The following is a 19,932-nucleotide window of genomic DNA, read 5'->3' as shown; positions in this document are numbered from 1 at the left end:
AGTAAGCTAAGCAACCTGTTATTTTGTGATGCAAATTAAACGTTACAGGTTGTGAATAGTTTAAGGTTATTTTAGGTTGACGTTTACGTCAACAGGAAGTAGTCTGATTTCATAAAATAAATAGGTTGACGTATACGTTAGCTTATAGGTTTAAATAATTATGGAGTCCCTATGAAAGTTCTCGTACCAATAAAAAGAGTGATTGATTACAACGTAAAAGCTCGCGTTAAACCTGATAATAGCGGTGTTGATTTAACAAACGTAAAAATGGCAATGAACCCATTTTGTGAAATTGCGGTAGAAGAAGCAATTCGTTTAAAAGAAGCGGGTACTGCAAGCGAAGTGGTTGTTGTGACTATTGGCGCTAAAGCATCACAAGAGCAATTACGCACAGCACTTGCCCTTGGCGCTGATAAAGCGATTCATGTTGAAACCGAGCAAAACCTAGAATCTCTCCATATTGCAAAGTTACTTGCGAAAGTGGTTGAGCAAGAATCTCCTGAGCTGGTTATTTTAGGCAAGCAATCTATCGATTCTGATAATAATCAAACGGGCCAAATGCTCGCTGCATTAACTAATCGCGGCCAAGGTACATTTGCTTCAAAAGTCGTTATTGAAAATGGCAAAGTGAATGTAACCCGCGAAGTTGATGGCGGTTTGCAAACTGTTGCACTTAATTTACCAGCGATTGTAACCACCGATTTACGTTTAAACGAGCCTCGTTATGCGTCGCTACCTAATATTATGAAAGCTAAACGTAAACCGCTAGAAGTTATTGCGGCTGATTCGTTAGGTGTCGATTTAACACCGCGTATTGAAGTCGTTCGTGTAGAAGAACCAGCAAAACGCAGCGGCGGCATTATTGTTGAAGACGTTGCACAGCTTGTAGAAAAACTTAAAACAGAGGCAAAGGTGATTTAAATGAAAACTCTTGTAATTGCAGAGCACGATAACGGTGCCTTAAAACCAGAAACCTCAAAAACCATTAACGCCGCTAAAAAATTAGGCTTTGATGTCGATGTATTGTTAGCTGGCATAAACTTAGGTGCCATGAGTGAGTCACTTGCGAGCATCGAGGGTGTTACAAATGTATTACTTGCAGATAACGCGGTGTACGAACATCAACTTGCTGAAAGCATGACAGATCTAGTGTTATCACTTGCAGATGAGTATAGCCATATCGTGGCAAGTGCCACAACGACAGGTAAAAACTTTATGCCGCGTGTTGCCGCATTATTAGATGTTGCACAAATTTCAGAAATTACTGATGTTATTGACGCAGACACGTTTAAACGCCCAATCTATGCGGGAAATGCCATAGCAACGGTTAAATCGCTCGATAGTAAAAAAGTGATCACCGTGCGTGCAAGTAGCTTTGATTTACAAGGCGAACAAGCACCAGCTAATGTCACAACCTTAGATACGGTCTCTGATTCACAGTTAAGTAGTTTTGTTAGTGTTGAACAAACTGAATCTGAACGCCCAGAGCTCACTGCAGCTGATGTAGTTATTTCAGGTGGTCGAGGTATGCAAAATGGTGAAAACTTTGCACTTCTTAATGGTATTGCCGATAAACTGGGAGCTGCAATTGGCGCTTCACGTGCAGCGGTTGATGCAGGCTTTGTCCCTAACGACATGCAAGTAGGTCAAACAGGTAAAATTGTTGCGCCTAATTTATATATTGCCGTAGGTATAAGTGGTGCCATTCAGCATTTAGCAGGCATGAAAGACTCAAAAATTATTGTGGCCATTAATAAAGACCCAGATGCGCCAATATTCCAAGTGGCTGATTACGGTTTAGTTGCTGATTTATTTGATGTATTACCTGAACTTGAACAAGCTTTATAAAGTTAAATAACCACAGCATTATATAAAGTTAAATATTCTGATTTAAAGCCGCCGTTTCATTCTTGATTCTGCGGCTTTTTTAATTCAATAACGCCACTTATCTAAATTACTTGCGCTTAGCTTTTTTTTATAACAAAGTGACAGCGTTGTCATTTGTAGTCATACAAATTATTAAATAGGAGCCAAAATGACAAGGTATAAAGCGCTTGATGCTATGCGGGGGTTAACCATCGCATTAATGATACTGGTAAATACACCGGGTTCGTGGTCCCACGTGTATGCCCCTTTACTTCATGCCGATTGGCATGGGTGTACACCAACGGATGTAATTTTTCCGTTTTTCATGTTTATTATTGGCTCTGCGATGTTTTTTTCATTTAAAAAAACCAACAGCACAGCTAATGCAAGCCAAGTGTTACGGCTGATAAAACGAGGAGCAATTATTTTTGCTATTGGCTTAGCGTTAAATATGTATCCCTTTACCACGAGCATTGAAAACTTAAGAATACTGGGCGTATTACAGCGAATAGGCATTGCCTATATTTTAGCGTCTATCTGTGTATTGTTACTCAACAGGCGAGGGGTGATCAGCTTATCGGTTGTTATTTTAATTGCATATTGGTTACTGCTTTTAAGTGTTGGTCCTAATAATGCGTATACACTAGAGAATAACTTAGTTAGAACGGTTGATATAGCGGTATTAGGTGAATCGCATTTGTGGCAAGGTAAAGGATTAGCGTTTGATCCAGAAGGGCTTTTGAGCACCTTACCAAGTGTAGTAAGTGTTTTATTTGGCTTTGAGGTTACCCGTTTACTTACCAGCTCTAGCAGTCAATGGACAAGTATTAAGCGTTTGTTGGTCATTGGGGTTGTTGGTATCGCTTTAGGGCAATTAGGCTCGCTGATTATGCCAATTAATAAATCGCTTTGGACCAGTACCTTCGTTATTTACACCTCAGGGATTGCCTGTATTGTACTGGCCTTTTTTGTGTGGCTTTGCGACATAGTAAAACCCGAACGCCTTGTTAATCCATTAATTGTGTATGGCTCGAATCCGTTGTTTATTTATGTGTTATCGGGTGTGTGGGTACTGAGCTATTCACTGATTAATATTGGCGAGCTAAACTTGGGGGATTGGATGTATGAGCAACTCGCTTTAGTTATGAGCGCTAAATTGGCATCGTTCACCTTTGCTTTATTACATGTTATTGGCTTTTGGTTAATTTCAAATATGCTTTATAAGCGCAAGATATTTATAAAGATTTAGGACAATAAAAAACCAACCCTTAGGTTGGTTTTTTTATTTAACGTTACAAAGCGTGGCTTAGTACGTTGCGCTGCCTTTAGTACGAGGGAATGCAATTACATCACGTACGTTACCCATACCAGTAACATAAGCAACTAAGCGCTCAAACCCTAAACCAAAGCCAGAGTGTGGCACGCTACCGTATTTACGTAGGTCGCGGTACCAGCTGTAGTCTTCTTTATTTAAGCCCATTTCGTCAAGGCGTGCATCTAATACATCAAGACGCTCTTCACGTTGTGAACCACCAATGATCTCACCAATGCCAGGTGCAACTACGTCCATTGCCGCAACAGTTTTGCCGTCTTCGTTTTGACGCATGTAAAATGCTTTAATATCGCGCGGGTAGTTTTTAATAACAACCGGTGCTTTAAAGTGTTCTTCTGCTAGGTAACGCTCGTGCTCAGACTGTAAATCTACACCCCATTCAACAGCATACTCAAATTTCTTGCCACACGCTTTTAGAATCTCTACAGCGTCTGTGTAATCAACTTGTGCGAAGTCTTTTTCAACAAATTCCTCTAAACGGCTAATGGCTGTTTTTTCGATACGTTGAGCAAAAAACTCCATGTCGTCACGGCGTTCTTCTAATACGGCTTTAAACACGTACTTAAGCATGTTTTCAGCCAATTTTGCGATATCTTCTAAATCAGCAAACGCAACTTCTGGCTCTACCATCCAAAATTCAGCTAAGTGGCGAGATGTATTTGAATTCTCTGCACGGAACGTAGGACCAAAGGTGTAAATTTTTGACATAGCAGATGCATATGTTTCACCGTTTAGCTGGCCAGATACCGTTAGGAATGCTTCTTTACCAAAAAAGTCTTCGCTGTAATCAATTTCGCCTTTATCTGTCATTGGCAGGTTTTGCATATCAAGGGTTGATACGCGGAACATTTCACCCGCACCTTCACAGTCACTGGCTGTGATGATTGGTGTACTGATCCAGTAAAAGCCTTGCTCATGATAAAAACGATGAATCGCTTGTGCTAAGCAGTTACGTACACGCGTTACTGCGCCAATCATGTTGGTGCGCGGGCGAAGGTGAGCGTGCTCACGTAAATACTCAATGCTGTGGCGCTTAGCCGACATTGGGTAAGTATCTGGATTTTCAACCCAACCTAACACAGTCACTGAGTTAGCTTGAATTTCGAAAGATTGCCCTTGTCCTGCTGATTGTACTAATACACCGGTAACCGACACAGAACAGCCTGCTGTTAAGCTTGTAACTTCATCATAATTATTCAGTGAATTAGGAACTACCGCTTGAATAGGATCAAAACACGAACCGTCATGAACGGCTAAAAATGATATTCCTGCTTTTGAATCGCGGCGTGTACGGATCCAGCCTTTAATGGTTACTTGGCTGTCTACCGCAACATTGCCTTTTAATAGCTCTGAAATCGCTAAATGGCTCATCTTCACTCCAATGATATAAGTTGCCTAACTATATAAATTAATTGTGCGTTACTCATGCATTTATGTATGTAAGGTCACTGCACTTGAACCTTGTATAATACCTAGTAAAGTAAAATAAAAAAACTGTTGTGGGCAACTCTTTAAAAGTTTTTAGTCATGCGCGGTTTTTTTAACCAGTTTTTAGTGTTAAATGGCTACTATTACCATTTGTTACTCTGAAAATTCATCAATTTGTGGCATTATTAGTAATCAAACCGAATTAACGTTTACCATTAATAAAAAATGGATGCTATGAAACAAGTTTTTATTTTACGAGGACTGCCAGGCAGTGGTAAGTCATATTATGCGCAAAATCTCGCTGACGAATTATCGGGCGCAGATGAAAGCAATTATTTTATTTGCTCAACAGATGATTACTTTGTAAACGAGCAGGGTGAATATCATTTCGATAAGTTTAAATTATCGCAATATCATAACCTAAACCTAGCACGTTTTATTAACGCGTTAGCACAAGGTATTGAACTGGTTATTGTTGATAACACTAACATTAAAAAATGGGAATTCATTGCCTATTCGCAAGCAGCGATAGCTTTAGGGTATCAAGTAAAAGAAGTGATTGTTGGTGAAGTAAAAGACAAATCAATGCAGCACTTATATGCCAAGCGCAACAGCCATAACATACCGCTTAAAACCATTAGTAAAATGGCCTACATGTTTGAGTGGTAATTATAAGAAAAGCCCAAAATTAGGGCTTTTTCATAAAACTACTCGTGTTATTACGCGCTAGCTTTTAAATGCCGCCAATGGGTGAGATGTACTGAGCGAAACATGTACCTTGTCACCTGGGTGTACAACCACTTCATGGCTTACTCGGCTAGTTACCACGGTTTCGCATGCAAGTTTAACCGCGCATAAACGGCTACCGCCTTCAAAGCGTACCCAAATTACTTCACCATTATTACCAATACTGCTTTGTACTAATAATACATCATCTGGACGGAGTAAAACTTCTACCTCTCCAGTGTCACAATCAACACCGTTTGCAGGTACATTACCAATATCGGTAAGCGCTTGGCCGTTATTTAGGGTTCCTTTTATAAAGCTGGCTTCACCTAAAAAGCGGGCCACAAAGCGGTTGTTTGGGGTACTAAAACACTGCTCTGGGGTGTCAATTTGTTGTATTTCACCGCCTTTTAAAACACCCACACGATCGCCCACCGAAAGCGCTTCTTCTTGATCGTGCGTTACCCAAATTGCCGGTACACCAGCTTCTTTTAATGCGTTGCGGATATCCCAACGCAACATATCTTTTAAGGCAGCATCAAGGTTAGATAACGGCTCATCAAGTAATACAAAGTCAGGTTGGTGGGCAAGGGTACGCGCTAATGCTACGCGTTGCTTTTGCCCGCCTGACAGTGTGGCTGGTTTTTTATGCCTAAATGCATCTAAACCAAGAAGTTTTAGCCAGTGATCGGCAGGGCTGCTGTCTTTTAGTTTAAAACATACGTTTTGTTCAACTGTTAAATGAGGAAACAACGCAAAGTCTTGAAACACCATACCTACGCTGCGTTTTTCAGGCGCCACAGTATGCTTTGGTGTTGCTGTCCATTTAGCCACTTTAATTTCACCCTCGCTAATCGGTAAAAGCCCCGCTAACGCTTGTAAAATAGTACTTTTTCCGCAACCTGTTGGACCAACAAGCATTAATATTTCGCTTTCACCTAAGGTGAAATTTAAATCGCTAACAACACGATTACTGCCATAATCTATAGACAACTGACTTACAGATAGCATTTTTTATAAATCCTTAATGTTCAAACTGGTTGCGTTTTTCGCCAGACATCATAATAGCTAAAGCACCCGCAGAAATCACCACCAACAATAAGCCAGGAATAGCGGCACGGCCAAAATAACCGGCTTCGTAAACACGCCATAAGTAGGTAGATAGCGTTTCAAAGCCAGTGGGGCCTAATAAAAGTGTGGCTTCTAATTCGCGCATTGACTCTAAAAAGACCAAGGCGCCACCTGCAATAATACCACGGATAGTCAGGGGTAAAGTAATACGCGTAAAGGCTTCGCGCGGGCTTGCGCCTAATACCCGCGCTGATTTTACCAAGCTTGGGTCAAGATGCTCGGTGCTGGTACGCACAGAACCTACCGCAAGTGGTAAAAAACGTAGCATATAAGCAATAATCAATAAGCCCAGCGTTTGATATAAAAACGGTAGTTGTAAGCCGCCATACACAAGCGCTGTGCCCATAACAATACCCGGAATACCAAAACCAAAGTAAGTAACGCGTTCCATTACTTTACCGGCCTTACCACTTAAAGCCGCATGGGCAACCGGAATGGCAACAATAACTGTAACAATAGCGGCAATGGCTGAAGCGTAAGTTGAATGCCAGGCAATACTAAAATCAAACGAGCTAAAGCCATCACGCACTAACCACAAAGTAAATACTGCTAAAGGTAGGCCAATAGCGAGTAATAAAATAGGCGCAAAGGTGGCAAACATAGCGCCTAGTTGCCATTTTTTAGGGAATAAAATAAGCGAACGACCTTGACGCTCTGAGGCGGTTTTTATCTGTGATTCAATCATTAATAAAAAGCCAACAATCACCATCAGTTGCAGTGACAACATAGCCGCACGGCTTAAGGCAAAAGCATTGTATTCCACATAAATAACACGGGTAAACGTATCTAAGCGCATCATTGCGGGAGTACCAAAGTCAGATAAGGTATACAGCGCAACCAATAATGACCCTGCAGCAATGCCATTTATTACGCGGGGTAAAATAACTTTAAATACGCTTTGCGTCATCGACATACCCAGTGTGCGAGCAGCGTTGACCATACTGGCATCTAAACTAAGTAAAGACGAACGGGTAGTCATCATAACAAACGGAAAAGTATACAAGGTCATGACAATGGCGGCTCCCGTTAACCCATACATAGAAGGGGTTTCAAAACCAAGTAAGTTGTTTATTTCACCGCCGGGACCAAATGCAGCATAAAGCGTAAAAGCGCCAATGTAACTGGGAATAGCAAGCGGGGCTGCAAACACCACCAGCCAAAACTTTTTAAACGGTAACTGCACATAGGCGCTAATGAATGCCAAGGGCACACCAATTAAAATTGAACCTAATACAGTTAATCCCATTAACGACAGGGTATTGCCTAAAATAGTTAAATTATGGCTATCAAAAAAAGAGCTTGCGTCAGAGGCAAGCGTAATTAAAACAAAAATAGGAGTCAGGGTCACTAGCGCTGCAAGCAGCGCCATTGGGTAAGATGTAGGTATTCGCATTATAAAACGCCGCTGCTGCGCATTAAATCTATAGTTGGGCGTAAATCAGCCAACTGGGTTAAATCAATTTTAGGTGGCGAAATACTGGTTAATTTTGGCAATCCATCGGGTTGAGTAATGCCATTAACTAGTGGGATTTCATAGGCTTCGCTTGCTAAATAACTTTGCACTTCAATGCTAAGTAAATAGCGCATAAAGTTGATTGCCAGTGGGTCTTCAGATAACGATAAAATACCTGAAGCGTTAACTAAACACCCAGCATCATTTTGCGTAAAGGCTAAATCAAGTTTTGCATCTGGCTTACCTGATTTTAAGCGCAGCGTGTAGTAATGATTAGCAAAACCAATGTCTACTTCACCACGTTCAACGCCCATTACCACACCGAGTTCACCTGCGTAGGTTTTAGAACGTTTTTTAACTTTTTTGAGCCACTTAGCTGTTTTATCATCACCTTCTAAAAGTCGCATAGCAGTTATAAACGATTGAAAAGAAGCATAAGCAGGCGCCCAACCAATACTTAAATCACTGTCGGCTATTTCCATAATGCTTGTTGGAATTTGCTCTTTGGTTAAACGCTCAGTATTAAAAGGCAAAGTACGAATACGGCCAGTAACAGGTGCCCATTCATCGTATCTAAATTGTGGCTGTAATTGCGCTGATAAATCACTCGGCATGGGCTTGGCAAGGCCGGCATCGGTAACTAAACCAATTGCCCCAGAGTCGACTGCCCAAAATAAGTCGGCACGTTTTACCCCTGCATTTGCTTCGGCAACAATGGTGTTGGCAAGCGCTGCGGTAGGGCCGCGACGAATGGCAAGGTCAAGATCAGGGTTCTTTTTTTGAATGGCTTGTAATACGTTTTCGTATAAGCCACCTTCACCACGGCCTAAATAAAGCGTCAATGCACCTTTTAATTTAGGCAATGTATCAACAGACACGGGGTTTGCAATAGCAATATCAGCGGCAAAAGCGCGTGAAAGCGATAGCGGTAAAGCACCCGCTACCCCTAACGCAGCTAAGCCTTGAATAAAGGTTCTGCGTTTCACTTAAAATACATCCTTACGTGCTTTTTCTGCTTTTTCAATCAGCGTTTGAGCGCGGCTTAGTTTGGTTTGCATATCAACAACCACATCACGAACTTCATCAACACTTTTATTATTAGAAATTGCTTGTGGAAGTGTTACGTTAAAGTCTTTTTCTAGAACTTCTACTAACTTCGCGTCTTGTTCAATTAGTGTACCTTCAACACCTTCAAATAAATGTAGGTAAGTATCGTGCACTATGTTGGTGGCTTCATCGCTTAAACGTTCTGCGTATTTAGCGACCACTCGGTCTAATTTATGTTTAATTTCGTCGATAGTCGCACTTTGCGTCATTTCTTTAGTTGCTGTAGCTTTTACGCTATCTAATAACCCTTTTTGTTGAAACTTAGCCGCCAGTTTAACTGCGCCTAATCCTTGCCATAGGGCATTATTCATTGCTTGTTGTTGTTTGCGTACTTCTGACGCTGGTTTTTTATTATCGATAGCCATTTTTATGCCATACAAACCTTGCCAAATAGAGGCATAGACAGGCACGTAATTAGTTTCTATTGCGCTGTGGAATTTAACTGATTCCCAGTACTCAACCAAATCATCACTATTGACTGCTTTTGCGCCTTTTTTCTCGTAATCGCTTACCATGGTATCGACTTTAGAGATCATCCATTCAACGTCTTCATTGTAAGTTTTTAAATTAGCTTGAAGGTGATTAACATGCTCACCAATAGGGCCATTAGCAAATACAGGTTGTGCAAAAATCGCAGAGGCGAGTAAAAAACTTGCACTTAATGTCTTGGCAGGCTTAAGTAATATTTTCATAGCAAGTGAGTCCATAAATGTTATTGTAAATGATAGGCATTATCATATCCCTAAAGATCACTCAGATCAACACACTAAATGACAGGTCAGGGCTAAAAATACCAATGTTTTGGGACGAATAGGCAGCAAACTAATTATTTGCATAAATTTTAACGTAACCCTTAATAATAGTTAACCTATCTATACGTAATGTTTACCTTTTATGGCGTTATAAATAGCATCACATAAAGCGCGAATACTGTTTTTGTCACTTATATACGGTGGCATTAGATAAATTAGCTTACCAAAGGGGCGTATCCATACTCCTTGAGATACAAAATAAGTCTGAATTTTAGCGACATCAATGCTACCAGCCTCTTCTGTAAGCTCTACTACGCCAATAGCTCCTAAAGTACGTACATTCGCTACGGCGCTGAGCGCTTGGCATTTATGCAGCTGCTGTAATTGAGTATTTATTTCGCTGATACAGTGTTGCCAGTTTTGGCTTAGTAATAAATCAATACTGGCGCAAGCAACAGCGCAGGCCAGCGGATTTCCCATAAATGTAGGTCCGTGCATCAAAACCCCAGCTTCTCCTTCGCTGATTCCTGTGGCTATTTTGTCGCTAGTTATGGTTGCTGAAAGGGTCATTGCGCCACCAGTCAGCGCTTTACCTATACACAGTATATCGGGCTCTATATTGGCATGCTCTACAGCAAACAATTTGCCGGTGCGGCCAAATCCGGTGGCAATTTCATCGCAAATAAGCAGCACATCATATTGAGTGCAGAGCTTACGCACACAGGCTAAATACTCACGATGATAAAAATTCATCCCCCCGGCGTTTTGCACAATAGGTTCAATAATAAACGCGGCGACTTGCTGGTGGTGCTTTAAAAAATAGCTTTCGAGTTCATCGGCCTCAGCTTGATTAAACGCACTATTAAATTGGCTAATAGGGGCAGGCACAAAAATATGCTCAGGCAAAAAACCAGCGTACAAACTATGCATAGAATTAATAGGATCGCACACACTCATCGCTGCAAACGTATCGCCATGGTAGCCTTTGAACGGGGTCATTAATTTTTGTTTTGTTGTAACCCTTTGGCTTAACCAATATTGCAGCGCCATTTTTATGGCTACTTCAACACTTACTGAGCCACTGTCGGCTAAAAACACCTTTGTTAATCCCTCTGGCGTTATCGCTACCAGCTTTTTACAGAGCTCTACTGCCGGCTGGTGGGTTATGCCACCAAACATTACATGGCTCATTTTATCTATCTGGGCGTGCATCGCTTCATTTAAAACCGGATGGTTATAGCCGTGAATAGCACTCCACCATGAGGCCATACCGTCAATGAGTTGTTCGCCCGTTTCTAAGTGAATAAGGTTGTGACTTGCATGCGTTACGGGGTAAACCGGAATAGGTTGAGTCATTGAGGTGTAGGGGTGCCAAATGTGCTGACGATCAAAATCAAGGTCTATCGTTTGTTTATTAATCATATGTAAACTTTAGCTAAGTGGGTTTCGTTGACAATGGTACGGCAATACGTATTCTAAGCCAATAACACCAAGAGCAAAAAATAAAAGAGAGTATTATGGAGCTTGCAACAGTTCGACACGATTGGACACACAGTGAGGTGAAAGCCTTATTTGAAATGCCATTTAACGATTTATTATTTAAAGCCGCCTCTGTGCATCGCGCTAATTTTAATCCAAACGAAGTACAAATTTCTACGTTGTTATCTATTAAAACCGGTGCCTGCCCAGAAGACTGTAAATATTGCCCGCAATCGGGTCATTACAAAACTGATTTAGAACGCGAACGCCTAATAGAAGTAGAAAAAGTGGTAGAGCAAGCGCGGTTAGCAAAACAAAAAGGCGCTACCCGTTTTTGTATGGGGGCAGCATGGTCAGATCCAAAAGACAGGGACATGCCATACATTTCGCAAATGGTAAAAGAAGTAAAAGCCCTTGGCCTTGAAACCTGTATGACTTTAGGCATGTTAAATAACGAAAAAGCCCATGAACTGCGCAGTGCAGGGCTTGATTACTATAACCACAACCTAGACACCTCACCTGAATACTATGAGCAAATTATATCAACTCGGACATTCCAAGATCGTTTAGACACCATTGGTAATGTGCGAGACGCTGGTATGAAAGTCTGCTCCGGCGGTATTGTCGGTATGGGTGAGCAAGCAAGCGACCGCTATGGCTTATTAATGCAGTTAGCTAATTTACCCCAGCAGCCCGAAAGTGTGCCAATTAATATGCTAGTAAAGGTGAAAGGGACACCGCTTGAAAACGTTGATGACTTAGACCAGTTTGAGTTTATTCGTACCATTGCCACAGCACGTATTATGATGCCCCATAGCTACGTACGTTTATCAGCAGGGCGCACAGCAATGAACGAACAAATGCAGTCAATGTGCTTTTTTGCCGGTGCTAACTCTATATTTTATGGTGATAAACTTCTTACTACCGAAAACCCAGAAGCCGATGCCGACATGCAATTAATTAAAAAGCTCGGGATGAACCCAGAAACAGCCGAAGACTATTCTGATGAAGCCGTTGCTGCGTCTTTGTCATCGCAAGTGGCTGATAAAGCAACCTCAGAATTGTTTTACGAAGCGTAAAGTGCTCAGTACTATGCTAATTGTTTAAAGTATTGCGTTGAAGGTTAAAGCATTTATGTCATTTGAATTTATAAACACCCATTTAGATGAACGCAAAGCACAGCAGCTATTGCGTAAACGCTATTTAGTACAAAGCGCAACAGCGCGCACTATTACGGTTAATGATAAAACCTACCTTAACTTTGCGAGTAACGATTATTTAGGGTTTGGCGATTCGCCGGTGGAATTAACCAGCGCGCCATTACTAGGTAGCCACAGCTCAGCACTAGTAACGGGTTATCAACAACCACAGCAAGCGCTTGAGCAAGCTTTATGCAGTGCTTTGGGTTATGAGGCAGGTATGTTGTTTAATTCGGGCTTTAGCGCAAATAGCAGTGTGATTAAAGCCTTGTTCCAAGATAAAGCGACAGCGCAACACAGTGCGATTTTTCAAGATAAACTCAATCATGCCAGTTTAATTGATGGCGCATTACACGCTAACGCCGCGTTAGTACGCTTTAACCATAACGATATAAACCATTTACGCTCACGGCTAGAAAAATCAAAAGCGCGCAATAAGCTCATCGTGTCTGAAGGTGTGTTCTCAATGGATGGTGATACCGCGCCAATTAAAGCGCTATTTACCTTAGCAAAGCAGCATAACGCCTGGCTAATGATAGACGACGCCCATGGTTTTGGTGTTTTAGGAAAATCGGGGCTTGGCAGTTGTGAAGCCTTAATTGCAGCCGACACCTTGCCAGATATTTTAGTGATCACCTTTGGTAAAGCGGTTGCTAGTAGTGGGGCGTGCGTATTAGGTTCGCAGCATTTTATAGATTACATGCTGCAGTTTAATCGTGATTATACCTACTCAACCGCTATGTCACCGTTTATTGCCGCTCATACCTTGGCGCGTATTAAAAGCATAAGAGACGCCAACGACAAGCGAGCCAAATTAAACGCTAATATTGCGCTGTTTAAACGCCTAGCAAAAGAGCAGCACATTGCGCTAATGGACTCAAACACCGCGATTCAACCGATTGTTTTAGGCTGCGCCGAGCAAACGTTAAAAGCCAGTGAGCAACTAAAGCAGCAGGGCATTTGGCTAACGGCTATTCGCCCGCCAACTGTTTTACACAATACCTCGCGTTTGCGTATTACCTTAAGTGCAGCCCACACCCATGAGGATATAAAACAACTCGTTGGTGGTTTACAAAAGGTTATTTCATGATAAGCCCGCAGGCAATTAAAACTAAGCCACTTAGCCCTACAACTGTGTATTTAGCGACTCGGGCTTTAAAAAAAACCACAGCGCATAACTTTTCAAAAGCAGCAAACAAGTATAGCCAGCATGCTAATGTGCAAAAACAAGCGGCAAATGATTTATTTAAACTCATTAGTGCAAACCCTAATAAGCTCTGTGTTGACCTAGGCGCAGGGCCGCTTGTTAATACTCAGGCTTTAAGGACATTATTTGGCCAAGTTGTTGCCATAGATTTGAGTTTTAACATGCTAAAAAGCAGTAATTTAAACACCCCAAAACTGTGCGCCGACATGGATAATTTACCGCTGCAAGCTAACAGTATTGACGTGCTATTTAGTAATTTTGCGCTGCAGTGGTCTGCTAATTTAGAAGCCTTAATGCACTCGCTTTACCAAGCATTAAAACCAGGCGGGCAAGCCTATATTAGTACGGTTGTTGCAGGGTCATTAAACGAGATCAAAACCGCCTTTGCAGTGCTTGATTCACATAATCATATTAATCAGTTTGCAAGCCATAATAATATAAACCAATCGGTCGAAAAGGCCGGGTTTAAGATAAACGCATCAAAAAAAGTCATTTATACCGATCAACACAGCAGTGCATTAGCGGCTATAAAATCGATTAAAGCCATTGGTGCCACCACACAAAATCATGCAACAAGTCGTCGTGGTTTATTAACCAAATCAGCGCTGCAAAAAGTATGTGATGCCTATCCGATTATAAACAATAAAGCCCATGTATCTTACCATGTAGTATTGTTATCATTAGAAAAAGCCCAGTAAAAATAATAAGGCCATGCCATGAACCAGTTTTTTATTACCGGTACCGATACCGACGCCGGTAAAACTCATGTAACCAGTTTGCTGTTAAAGTTACTCGCGCAACATAAAAAACGCGCAATAGGTTTTAAGCCGATTGCCTCTGGGTGTGAAATGGCGTTTGAGCAGCTCGTAAACGCAGATGCACTAATGCTAATGGAAAGTGCCACAGTCAGTGCTAAATACGACATAATTAACCCATTTGCATTTGCGCCGCCAATAGCTCCGCACATTGCTGCAGATCAAGCGGGACTAAACATAACAGTAGAAAAGCTCAGCACGGCTTATCAACATGTTAAGCAGCAAGGTGCCGATTACCTGTTAACCGAAGGCGCGGGCGGCTGGGCATTACCAATTAATAACAACGAATATTTATACGACTGGGTAAAAGTAGAGCAACTACCCGTAATATTAGTGGTGGGGATGAAACTAGGCTGTATTAATCATGCTTTACTCACTGCTGCACACATGCAAAGCTTAGGGATTAATTGTGTAGGGTGGATTGCAAACCAAGTTGATGCCACTATGGATGAATACCAAGCAAACCTAGATTCACTGAAAACACGTTTACCATTTCCACTGCTTGCTATAAGCCCCTATACCGAGCAAACCCCTAAATTACAAATTTATAAAACCCTGCTTGAAAAATTATCGATAAATCCATAAATAACCCTTGTGTTGTGACATAGTTTGTCACAGAATAGCGCTGACGTTATGACATAGTGTGTCATAACGCAGTGATTGCTCAAAGCCGATCAAACATAGTAAATCGCTCAGCAATAAATGTTATTTTTGGAGAACTCGTATGAAACGTGTATTTTTGTTTTTATTAACTAACCTCGCGGTTATGTTGGTATTAGGTGTGGTGCTTTCAATAATAATGAGCGCGCTGGGCTTAAGCCATCGTAGCCTTGGCGGAATTTTACTAATTGCGACTGTATTTGGTTTTGGTGGATCGTTTATTTCGTTATTTATGTCGAAATGGATCGCAAAAAAATCAACCGGTGCGCAAGTGATCACCCAACCTCGTACCGAAACCGAACAATGGCTGGTAAGCACTGTGGCTGCTCAAGCTAAAAAAGCCGGTATTAACATGCCAGAAGTGGCGATTTACGACAGCCCAGAAATGAACGCGTTTGCAACGGGCCCGAGTAAAAATAATTCGCTGGTGGCGGTAAGCACAGGTTTATTACACAACATGACCCAAGAGCAAGCCGAAGCTGTGCTTGCGCACGAAGTATCGCATGTGGCTAATGGCGACATGGTAACGCTAACGCTTATTCAAGGTGTGGTTAATACCTTTGTTATTTTTGCCGCTAAAGTACTGGCTGGCATTGTAGATAACTTTATCAATAGCGATGAAGAAGAGGGCGGCAGCAGCTGGACTTACTTCTTATTCGATATGTTATTCCAAGTATTATTTGGCGTATTGGCAAGCATTGTGGTTGCCCATTACAGCCGTAAGCGTGAATTTGCAGCCGATAACGGCGCAGCTCAGCTGGTTGGTGCAGATAAAATGCGTTCAGCCCTTGAGCGATTAAAGCAAAACCACCCATCGCAATTAGAAGGCTCAATGATGGCCTTTGGTATTGCCAGTGGTAAAGGCATGGCTGAGTTGTTTTCATCTCACCCACCGCTTGACGCACGTATAGACGCACTACGTCGTTAAAAAAATTCAAGTTTTTCACAGTACTTGTAAACAAAAAGCCTGCATTTGCAGGCTTTTTTATGTTTAATGGTTTTTATTGCGATTGAATAATCTCAGTAATGCCCTCTGGCGAAAGTATTTCAATCCAGTAACCGTCTGGGTCTTTAATAAAGGCAAGCCCCTTCATTGAGCCACCATCTGGCTGTTTTACAAATTCCACATCGTACTTAGCAAAGCGCTCACAGGCAGCGTATACATCGGGCACGCTAATACCAATATGGCCAAAGCCTTTTGGTTCTTCATTACCACTGTGATAACCGGTAAAGCTGTCGTCGTTTTCAGTACCCCAGTTATGGGTAAGCTCAATCAGCGCAGGGCGGCGAAACACCCATTGAGTATTTTGTTTATCATCGCCTTTTGGCATATCTTGCTCATAGCCTAAAAAGTACAAAGTAAACTCCATACCAGGAAAGTCGTACTTTCCTAAAAGCTTCATACCTAATACGTTTTCATAAAATGCCAGCGACGGTTTTGGATCTTTAATACGCAACATGGTTTGCTGCATCACATAGCCCTCAGTGGCCTGTGCAATTTGCTCTGGAGATTCGTTATAGCTAGACATGAGATAATCCTTAATGAAATGACTGAAAAACCTTAATGGATTTAAAAAGGCAGGGAATACGCTCATGATAATAAACAGCAGCAAAAATTAAAACCACTTAGCTAAATTACCAGCCAGTGAGTTGAGTGTTTTATAAGCAAAAAATGGCATATTTAGCGATACTGTTTATTTATACAGTACTGGGGTTTTGTCCCATAACATTATTAAAAGTCGTTTTGGTGTATTTTAACAACGAGTGTTTTATAACTTGTTTACATTGAGGTTATTTAGTGGAATTATTGAGCAATTTAATATACGCCGTTTTGGGTGTTATAAACCCCCAAAGTGGTGTTCAATAAGCTGTTATATTTTCTACGAGGGTATTATGGAAGTTAGCTATAAGTCATTTGACGACTTGAGTAGAAAGTACATTGATGCAGAAAAAACTTTGAATGATATTGCACCATTGTTAATAGATGAATGGGTCCCATATTTTGACTGCATAAAATGCGGTAGAAATGATTATTGTAAATATACGAAGAAACGCCTGTTTTATCCTGACTTATTTGAAGAAGTTAAATGTGGTGTAGTTAGTTCATTCATTACAGGGATCTCATCACTTAGTAATGATGATTACAATAAATTGTCTACTGGACACAAAGAGAAGTTCTTAGATGTACTTTACTATCTAACTCAGTATTGTATTGATTCAGAGTCATTTATAGGATCGTTTCAAATAGCGAATTTTATACCCGATTTATACGATGGAACTATAGGGGCAAATTTAATAGGCATGGTTTCTGAAACAAGAGGAAACCTTGATAAAGCTTGTTCTATTATGCAAGAGATTGATTTTTTATCCTCTAAAAGAATTATGTTATTGGTAGAGGGCGAATCAGAGTTAGAGTTTGTTAAAAGGTTAAAAGCTCATTCATCTTTTCATTTAGATAAGGTTGAAGTTAAGAGTTATGGTGGAGAAAGTAGTAAGAAATATAGTGTAATTAGACTGCTAATGAATGAGTTTAAATCTAAAGGTTATAAAGTAATTATTCAAGTTGACGTAGATGGAAATCCAAATAAATTAAATGAAATGAACCTTTGGGGTATGAAGGATCATGTGAGTAATAATTTGTTAGAAAAAAATGATATTTTTGCTTTTAGCTATGACTTAGAAGAAGCTTACCCCAAAGAACTACTATATGAGTCACTTATAGAATTTGGGCATAATGAGGATAAGGTAAGAAAAGCACTGACTAATCCACAGTCGACTAAAAACACCCTCTATAAAAGGTTAAATGAAGACCTTGGGCGTTTGCCTTCAAAATTAGAATTAGCTAAATCAATAGCTGACCTTGTGTCTAGTTATGACCTTGTATTTGATAAGAACTTTAAAGGAAATGAGCTGATTAGATTTTATGAATTCATTTCAAATCACTCAATGAAAATATAACAAGCAATTCAACAGGGATAAAAAACTTGCGGGCTATTCGCTTGGTAGTGTTCAAAGATCTGTGTCATTTCAGTAAACTGATAAAAATAGGAATGACACATGACAAATCAATTCAACTTCGAAGATGCAGTTAAGGCACTTCAATCAGGTAAAAAACTTAATGGTAAAAACCAAATGGGGTCAAATCTTGACTTCAGACATCAAACTCATGTGGCAGCCTTATAAGCTGCTTTTAAAATGCTGGTGACTCACAAGCTAATTAATCTCTGAGTTAAATTAAGGAAAAGGGTTATTTATGAAAGGTATTAATTATGAAAGGTATTAATTATGAAAGGTATTAAACGTATTTGGTTTTGGTTTACGCTAGTTGTGTGCCCATTGTTAATTATTTTAGGTGTGGCTACCTTTGCACAGTTATTTGGGCAGTACATGTATTCTCAGCAATTTAGTTTCTCGTCACTATCAAGCTTTCAAATTGCGTTTATGGGGGGCGGAATTTGTGCGTTTTCTGTATTTTTAAGCACATTAAAAGAAGCAAAAATACGCTTTTTTGCAAAATGAGTTAGTTAACATGTGAAATTGCGGTTGTTAGGTGGGCTCACCAAGGTTTGCTTGGTTTTAAGCCTCTTTTTAAAATGGCTGTGAAATTAAAAATAATGAAATGGACGACTTAAGGATGAACAAAGGATTATTAAAATCGTGGAATGACGATAAAGGCTTTGGCTTTATTAAATCAACCACACTGCAACACGATACCTTTATACATATATCATCGCTCAAACACATGAGCCGTAAACCTAAAGTGGGCGACATTATTTACTTTGAGGTAGCAACTGATCCCAACGGTAAAACTAAAGCTGTAAATTGCCGTATTGAGGGCGTATTAGCACAACCACACATAAACACTTCAACAAGGCCGGTTAGAATAAGTAAAACCGCACGTAAAAACTCACCATTAATGAAACTTATAACGCTTGGTATTATTTTTAGTATTGGTTTTAGTGTGTATAAAACCGGTTATTTAAATACCAAGCAAACACCTGTAGTGACTAATGCTAATTTAGAGTCATTTATGCCCGCTAGTTCAAACTCACCTACTAAAACACCACCAACATTTCGTTGTGATGGCCGCCAACATTGTAGCCAAATGACCTCCTATGCAGAGGCGTTATTTTTTATTCAACATTGCCCCAATACCAAAATGGACGGTGATAGAGATGGTGAGCCTTGTGAACGGCAGTTTGGGAATAAGTAGTTTTTATATTGGGGTTATTAATAAACCAAAAATTTTGTTGAAGCCTGTTAGGTGGAATACGATTTTTGATAATACAGCTATAAATAGCTGGTGGAATAAAGGCACGATAAGGTGCTTTAAATTAAGCTATATTGAATTAACTGTTAAACACCATGGAGGATGTTATGTTTAAAATAATAATTGATTGTGCTGTTATATTTTCGTTTGTTTGCATGTTACTCGCAGCCGCACCTTTTACGCCTGCAATATCAGGATCATTTATTATGCTTTTATTTGCTGGGGCTATTGGATACAAGGGCTACCTGCAATCAAGTTTGATACTGCTGTTAATTAATACGCTTGCGGTTATTGGCAGCCCAGCTATAAATATAGAAAACACAGAAACATTACTGTTTTTGCCAATATTATTTTTAATCTCATTTGGTGGTGTTTTAGTAGGCGTAAGAAAGTTAACTATAAAACACGTTTTGTAGACGAGAGTTTTTTCATGTTTGATAGTTAACCTATAAGTTGACGCAACTTTTATCTCCCTAAGTGAAAAAAGCCTTAAAATCGATTTTCAC

21 protein-coding genes are annotated in these 19,932 nt (G+C 40.4%); 14 read left to right on the top strand and 7 right to left on the bottom strand.

Annotation, left to right across the window (positions count from 1 at the left end; all coding sequences use genetic code 11):
- Positions 1–171 precede the first annotated feature (171 nt).
- The 3 genes from PTET_RS08180 (at position 172) to PTET_RS08170 (ending at position 3,115) form a co-directional block, all read left to right on the top strand.
- Positions 172–921, top strand: coding sequence for an electron transfer flavoprotein subunit beta/FixA family protein (locus tag PTET_RS08180; RefSeq protein ID WP_013464986.1), 750 nt, complete (start codon positions 172–174; stop codon positions 919–921).
- Positions 922–1,848 carry an electron transfer flavoprotein subunit alpha/FixB family protein gene (locus PTET_RS08175; RefSeq protein WP_058154658.1) on the top strand — a complete coding sequence of 309 codons (927 nt, stop codon included), beginning with the start codon at positions 922–924 and terminating at the stop codon, positions 1,846–1,848.
- Between the two features lie 187 nt (positions 1,849–2,035).
- Entirely contained in the window at positions 2,036–3,115 is a 1,080-nt protein-coding gene (locus PTET_RS08170) for an acyltransferase family protein (protein ID WP_096038443.1), read from the top strand.
- Positions 3,116–3,172: 57 nt separating this feature from the next.
- Here the strand turns inward: PTET_RS08170 and asnS are convergent, their stop codons facing one another.
- Positions 3,173–4,570 (bottom strand): asparagine--tRNA ligase, encoded by a 1,398-nt coding sequence (asnS, locus tag PTET_RS08165; RefSeq protein WP_013464983.1) that lies wholly within the window; start codon positions 4,568–4,570, stop codon positions 3,173–3,175.
- Between the two features lie 291 nt (positions 4,571–4,861).
- Here asnS and PTET_RS08160 point away from each other — a divergent pair, with 291 nt between their 5' ends.
- Complete coding sequence (locus tag PTET_RS08160) at positions 4,862–5,296, top strand: AAA family ATPase (RefSeq protein WP_013464982.1); 435 nt, start codon at positions 4,862–4,864, stop codon at positions 5,294–5,296.
- A gap of 57 nt (positions 5,297–5,353) precedes the next feature.
- Here the strand turns inward: PTET_RS08160 and PTET_RS08155 are convergent, their stop codons facing one another.
- From PTET_RS08155 to bioA, 5 genes are all read right to left on the bottom strand, one after another.
- Entirely contained in the window at positions 5,354–6,364 is a 1,011-nt protein-coding gene (locus PTET_RS08155) for an ABC transporter ATP-binding protein (RefSeq protein ID WP_058154652.1), read from the bottom strand.
- Between the two features lie 13 nt (positions 6,365–6,377).
- Positions 6,378–7,877: an ABC transporter permease gene (locus tag PTET_RS08150; protein WP_058154650.1), complete on the bottom strand. Its 1,500-nt coding sequence runs from the start codon at positions 7,875–7,877 to the stop codon at positions 6,378–6,380.
- A complete protein-coding gene (locus tag PTET_RS08145; RefSeq protein ID WP_033103420.1) occupies positions 7,877–8,923 on the bottom strand; it encodes an extracellular solute-binding protein in 1,047 nt (348 codons plus the stop codon). The genes PTET_RS08150 and PTET_RS08145 overlap by 1 nt, the downstream gene beginning before the upstream one ends.
- A complete protein-coding gene (locus PTET_RS08140; RefSeq protein WP_096038914.1) occupies positions 8,924–9,736 on the bottom strand; it encodes a hypothetical protein in 813 nt (270 codons plus the stop codon). It lies immediately after the preceding gene.
- A gap of 180 nt (positions 9,737–9,916) precedes the next feature.
- On the bottom strand, positions 9,917–11,218 hold the full coding sequence (gene bioA / locus PTET_RS08135; protein WP_096038442.1) for an adenosylmethionine--8-amino-7-oxononanoate transaminase: 1,302 nt from the start codon (positions 11,216–11,218) through the stop codon (positions 9,917–9,919).
- A 95-nt stretch (positions 11,219–11,313) separates the two neighbouring features.
- Here bioA and bioB point away from each other — a divergent pair, with 95 nt between their 5' ends.
- From bioB to htpX, 5 genes are all read left to right on the top strand, one after another.
- A complete protein-coding gene (gene bioB, locus PTET_RS08130) occupies positions 11,314–12,354 on the top strand; it encodes a biotin synthase BioB (protein WP_096038441.1) in 1,041 nt (346 codons plus the stop codon).
- A 55-nt stretch (positions 12,355–12,409) separates the two neighbouring features.
- The gene (locus tag PTET_RS08125; RefSeq protein ID WP_096038440.1) at positions 12,410–13,564 is read left to right on the top strand and encodes an aminotransferase class I/II-fold pyridoxal phosphate-dependent enzyme; all 1,155 of its coding nucleotides are present in this window, start codon (positions 12,410–12,412) and stop codon (positions 13,562–13,564) included.
- Positions 13,561–14,379, top strand: a complete 819-nt coding sequence (locus PTET_RS08120; RefSeq protein ID WP_096038439.1) for a methyltransferase domain-containing protein — start codon at positions 13,561–13,563, stop codon at positions 14,377–14,379. Before PTET_RS08125 ends, PTET_RS08120 begins: the two co-directional genes overlap by 4 nt.
- 18 nt (positions 14,380–14,397) lie before the next feature.
- Complete coding sequence (gene bioD, locus PTET_RS08115; RefSeq protein WP_096038438.1) at positions 14,398–15,081, top strand: dethiobiotin synthase; 684 nt, start codon at positions 14,398–14,400, stop codon at positions 15,079–15,081.
- A 139-nt stretch (positions 15,082–15,220) separates the two neighbouring features.
- On the top strand, positions 15,221–16,084 hold the full coding sequence (gene htpX, locus PTET_RS08110) for a protease HtpX (RefSeq protein ID WP_096038437.1): 864 nt from the start codon (positions 15,221–15,223) through the stop codon (positions 16,082–16,084).
- A 73-nt stretch (positions 16,085–16,157) separates the two neighbouring features.
- Here htpX and gloA read toward each other — a convergent pair whose 3' ends face one another.
- Complete coding sequence (gloA, locus tag PTET_RS08105; protein ID WP_096038436.1) at positions 16,158–16,685, bottom strand: lactoylglutathione lyase; 528 nt, start codon at positions 16,683–16,685, stop codon at positions 16,158–16,160.
- A gap of 364 nt (positions 16,686–17,049) precedes the next feature.
- On the opposite strand from gloA, the gene PTET_RS08100 reads away from it, so the two are divergent.
- The 5 genes from PTET_RS08100 (at position 17,050) to PTET_RS08085 (ending at position 19,842) form a co-directional block, all read left to right on the top strand.
- A complete protein-coding gene (locus PTET_RS08100; protein ID WP_096038435.1) occupies positions 17,050–18,114 on the top strand; it encodes a hypothetical protein in 1,065 nt (354 codons plus the stop codon).
- A gap of 99 nt (positions 18,115–18,213) precedes the next feature.
- Complete coding sequence (locus tag PTET_RS19280; protein ID WP_255314600.1) at positions 18,214–18,339, top strand: hypothetical protein; 126 nt, start codon at positions 18,214–18,216, stop codon at positions 18,337–18,339.
- Positions 18,340–18,441: 102 nt separating this feature from the next.
- Positions 18,442–18,675 (top strand): hypothetical protein, encoded by a 234-nt coding sequence (locus tag PTET_RS08095; protein ID WP_008113861.1) that lies wholly within the window; start codon positions 18,442–18,444, stop codon positions 18,673–18,675.
- Between the two features lie 115 nt (positions 18,676–18,790).
- Complete coding sequence (locus PTET_RS08090) at positions 18,791–19,369, top strand: cold shock domain-containing protein (protein WP_096038434.1); 579 nt, start codon at positions 18,791–18,793, stop codon at positions 19,367–19,369.
- Positions 19,370–19,533: 164 nt separating this feature from the next.
- The gene (locus PTET_RS08085) at positions 19,534–19,842 is read left to right on the top strand and encodes a DUF6419 family natural product biosynthesis protein (RefSeq protein ID WP_016900355.1); all 309 of its coding nucleotides are present in this window, start codon (positions 19,534–19,536) and stop codon (positions 19,840–19,842) included.
- The last annotated feature ends 90 nt before the right edge of the window (positions 19,843–19,932 follow it).

The sequence above is a fragment of the Pseudoalteromonas tetraodonis genome (assembly GCF_002310835.1).
Lineage (GTDB): Bacteria > Pseudomonadota > Gammaproteobacteria > Enterobacterales > Alteromonadaceae > Pseudoalteromonas > Pseudoalteromonas tetraodonis.
The sequence above is the reverse complement of the archived record's forward strand: the minus strand, read 5'-3'. Positions and strand labels throughout refer to the sequence as shown.

Bases quoted from the DNA above. Each gene is read 5' to 3' on its own strand.
- PTET_RS08100 (WP_096038435.1), top strand. From the start codon at position 17,050: ATGGAAGTTAGCTATAAGTCATTTGACGACTTGAGTAGAAAGTACATT.
- PTET_RS08175 (WP_058154658.1), top strand. From the start codon at position 922: ATGAAAACTCTTGTAATTGCAGAGCACGATAACGGTGCCTTAAAACCA.
- PTET_RS08120 (WP_096038439.1), top strand. From the start codon at position 13,561: ATGATAAGCCCGCAGGCAATTAAAACTAAGCCACTTAGCCCTACAACT.
- PTET_RS08085 (WP_016900355.1), top strand. From the start codon at position 19,534: ATGTTTAAAATAATAATTGATTGTGCTGTTATATTTTCGTTTGTTTGC.
- gloA (WP_096038436.1), bottom strand. From the start codon at position 16,685: ATGTCTAGCTATAACGAATCTCCAGAGCAAATTGCACAGGCCACTGAG.
- PTET_RS08140 (WP_096038914.1), bottom strand. From the start codon at position 9,736: ATGAAAATATTACTTAAGCCTGCCAAGACATTAAGTGCAAGTTTTTTA.
- PTET_RS08170 (WP_096038443.1), top strand. From the start codon at position 2,036: ATGACAAGGTATAAAGCGCTTGATGCTATGCGGGGGTTAACCATCGCA.
- PTET_RS08155 (WP_058154652.1), bottom strand. From the start codon at position 6,364: ATGCTATCTGTAAGTCAGTTGTCTATAGATTATGGCAGTAATCGTGTT.
- bioB (WP_096038441.1), top strand. From the start codon at position 11,314: ATGGAGCTTGCAACAGTTCGACACGATTGGACACACAGTGAGGTGAAA.
- PTET_RS19280 (WP_255314600.1), top strand. From the start codon at position 18,214: ATGACAAATCAATTCAACTTCGAAGATGCAGTTAAGGCACTTCAATCA.
- PTET_RS08180 (WP_013464986.1), top strand. From the start codon at position 172: ATGAAAGTTCTCGTACCAATAAAAAGAGTGATTGATTACAACGTAAAA.
- PTET_RS08125 (WP_096038440.1), top strand. From the start codon at position 12,410: ATGTCATTTGAATTTATAAACACCCATTTAGATGAACGCAAAGCACAG.
- bioD (WP_096038438.1), top strand. From the start codon at position 14,398: ATGAACCAGTTTTTTATTACCGGTACCGATACCGACGCCGGTAAAACT.
- asnS (WP_013464983.1), bottom strand. From the start codon at position 4,570: ATGAGCCATTTAGCGATTTCAGAGCTATTAAAAGGCAATGTTGCGGTA.
- PTET_RS08095 (WP_008113861.1), top strand. From the start codon at position 18,442: ATGAAAGGTATTAAACGTATTTGGTTTTGGTTTACGCTAGTTGTGTGC.
- PTET_RS08160 (WP_013464982.1), top strand. From the start codon at position 4,862: ATGAAACAAGTTTTTATTTTACGAGGACTGCCAGGCAGTGGTAAGTCA.
- PTET_RS08090 (WP_096038434.1), top strand. From the start codon at position 18,791: ATGAACAAAGGATTATTAAAATCGTGGAATGACGATAAAGGCTTTGGC.
- PTET_RS08150 (WP_058154650.1), bottom strand. From the start codon at position 7,877: ATGCGAATACCTACATCTTACCCAATGGCGCTGCTTGCAGCGCTAGTG.
- htpX (WP_096038437.1), top strand. From the start codon at position 15,221: ATGAAACGTGTATTTTTGTTTTTATTAACTAACCTCGCGGTTATGTTG.
- bioA (WP_096038442.1), bottom strand. From the start codon at position 11,218: ATGATTAATAAACAAACGATAGACCTTGATTTTGATCGTCAGCACATT.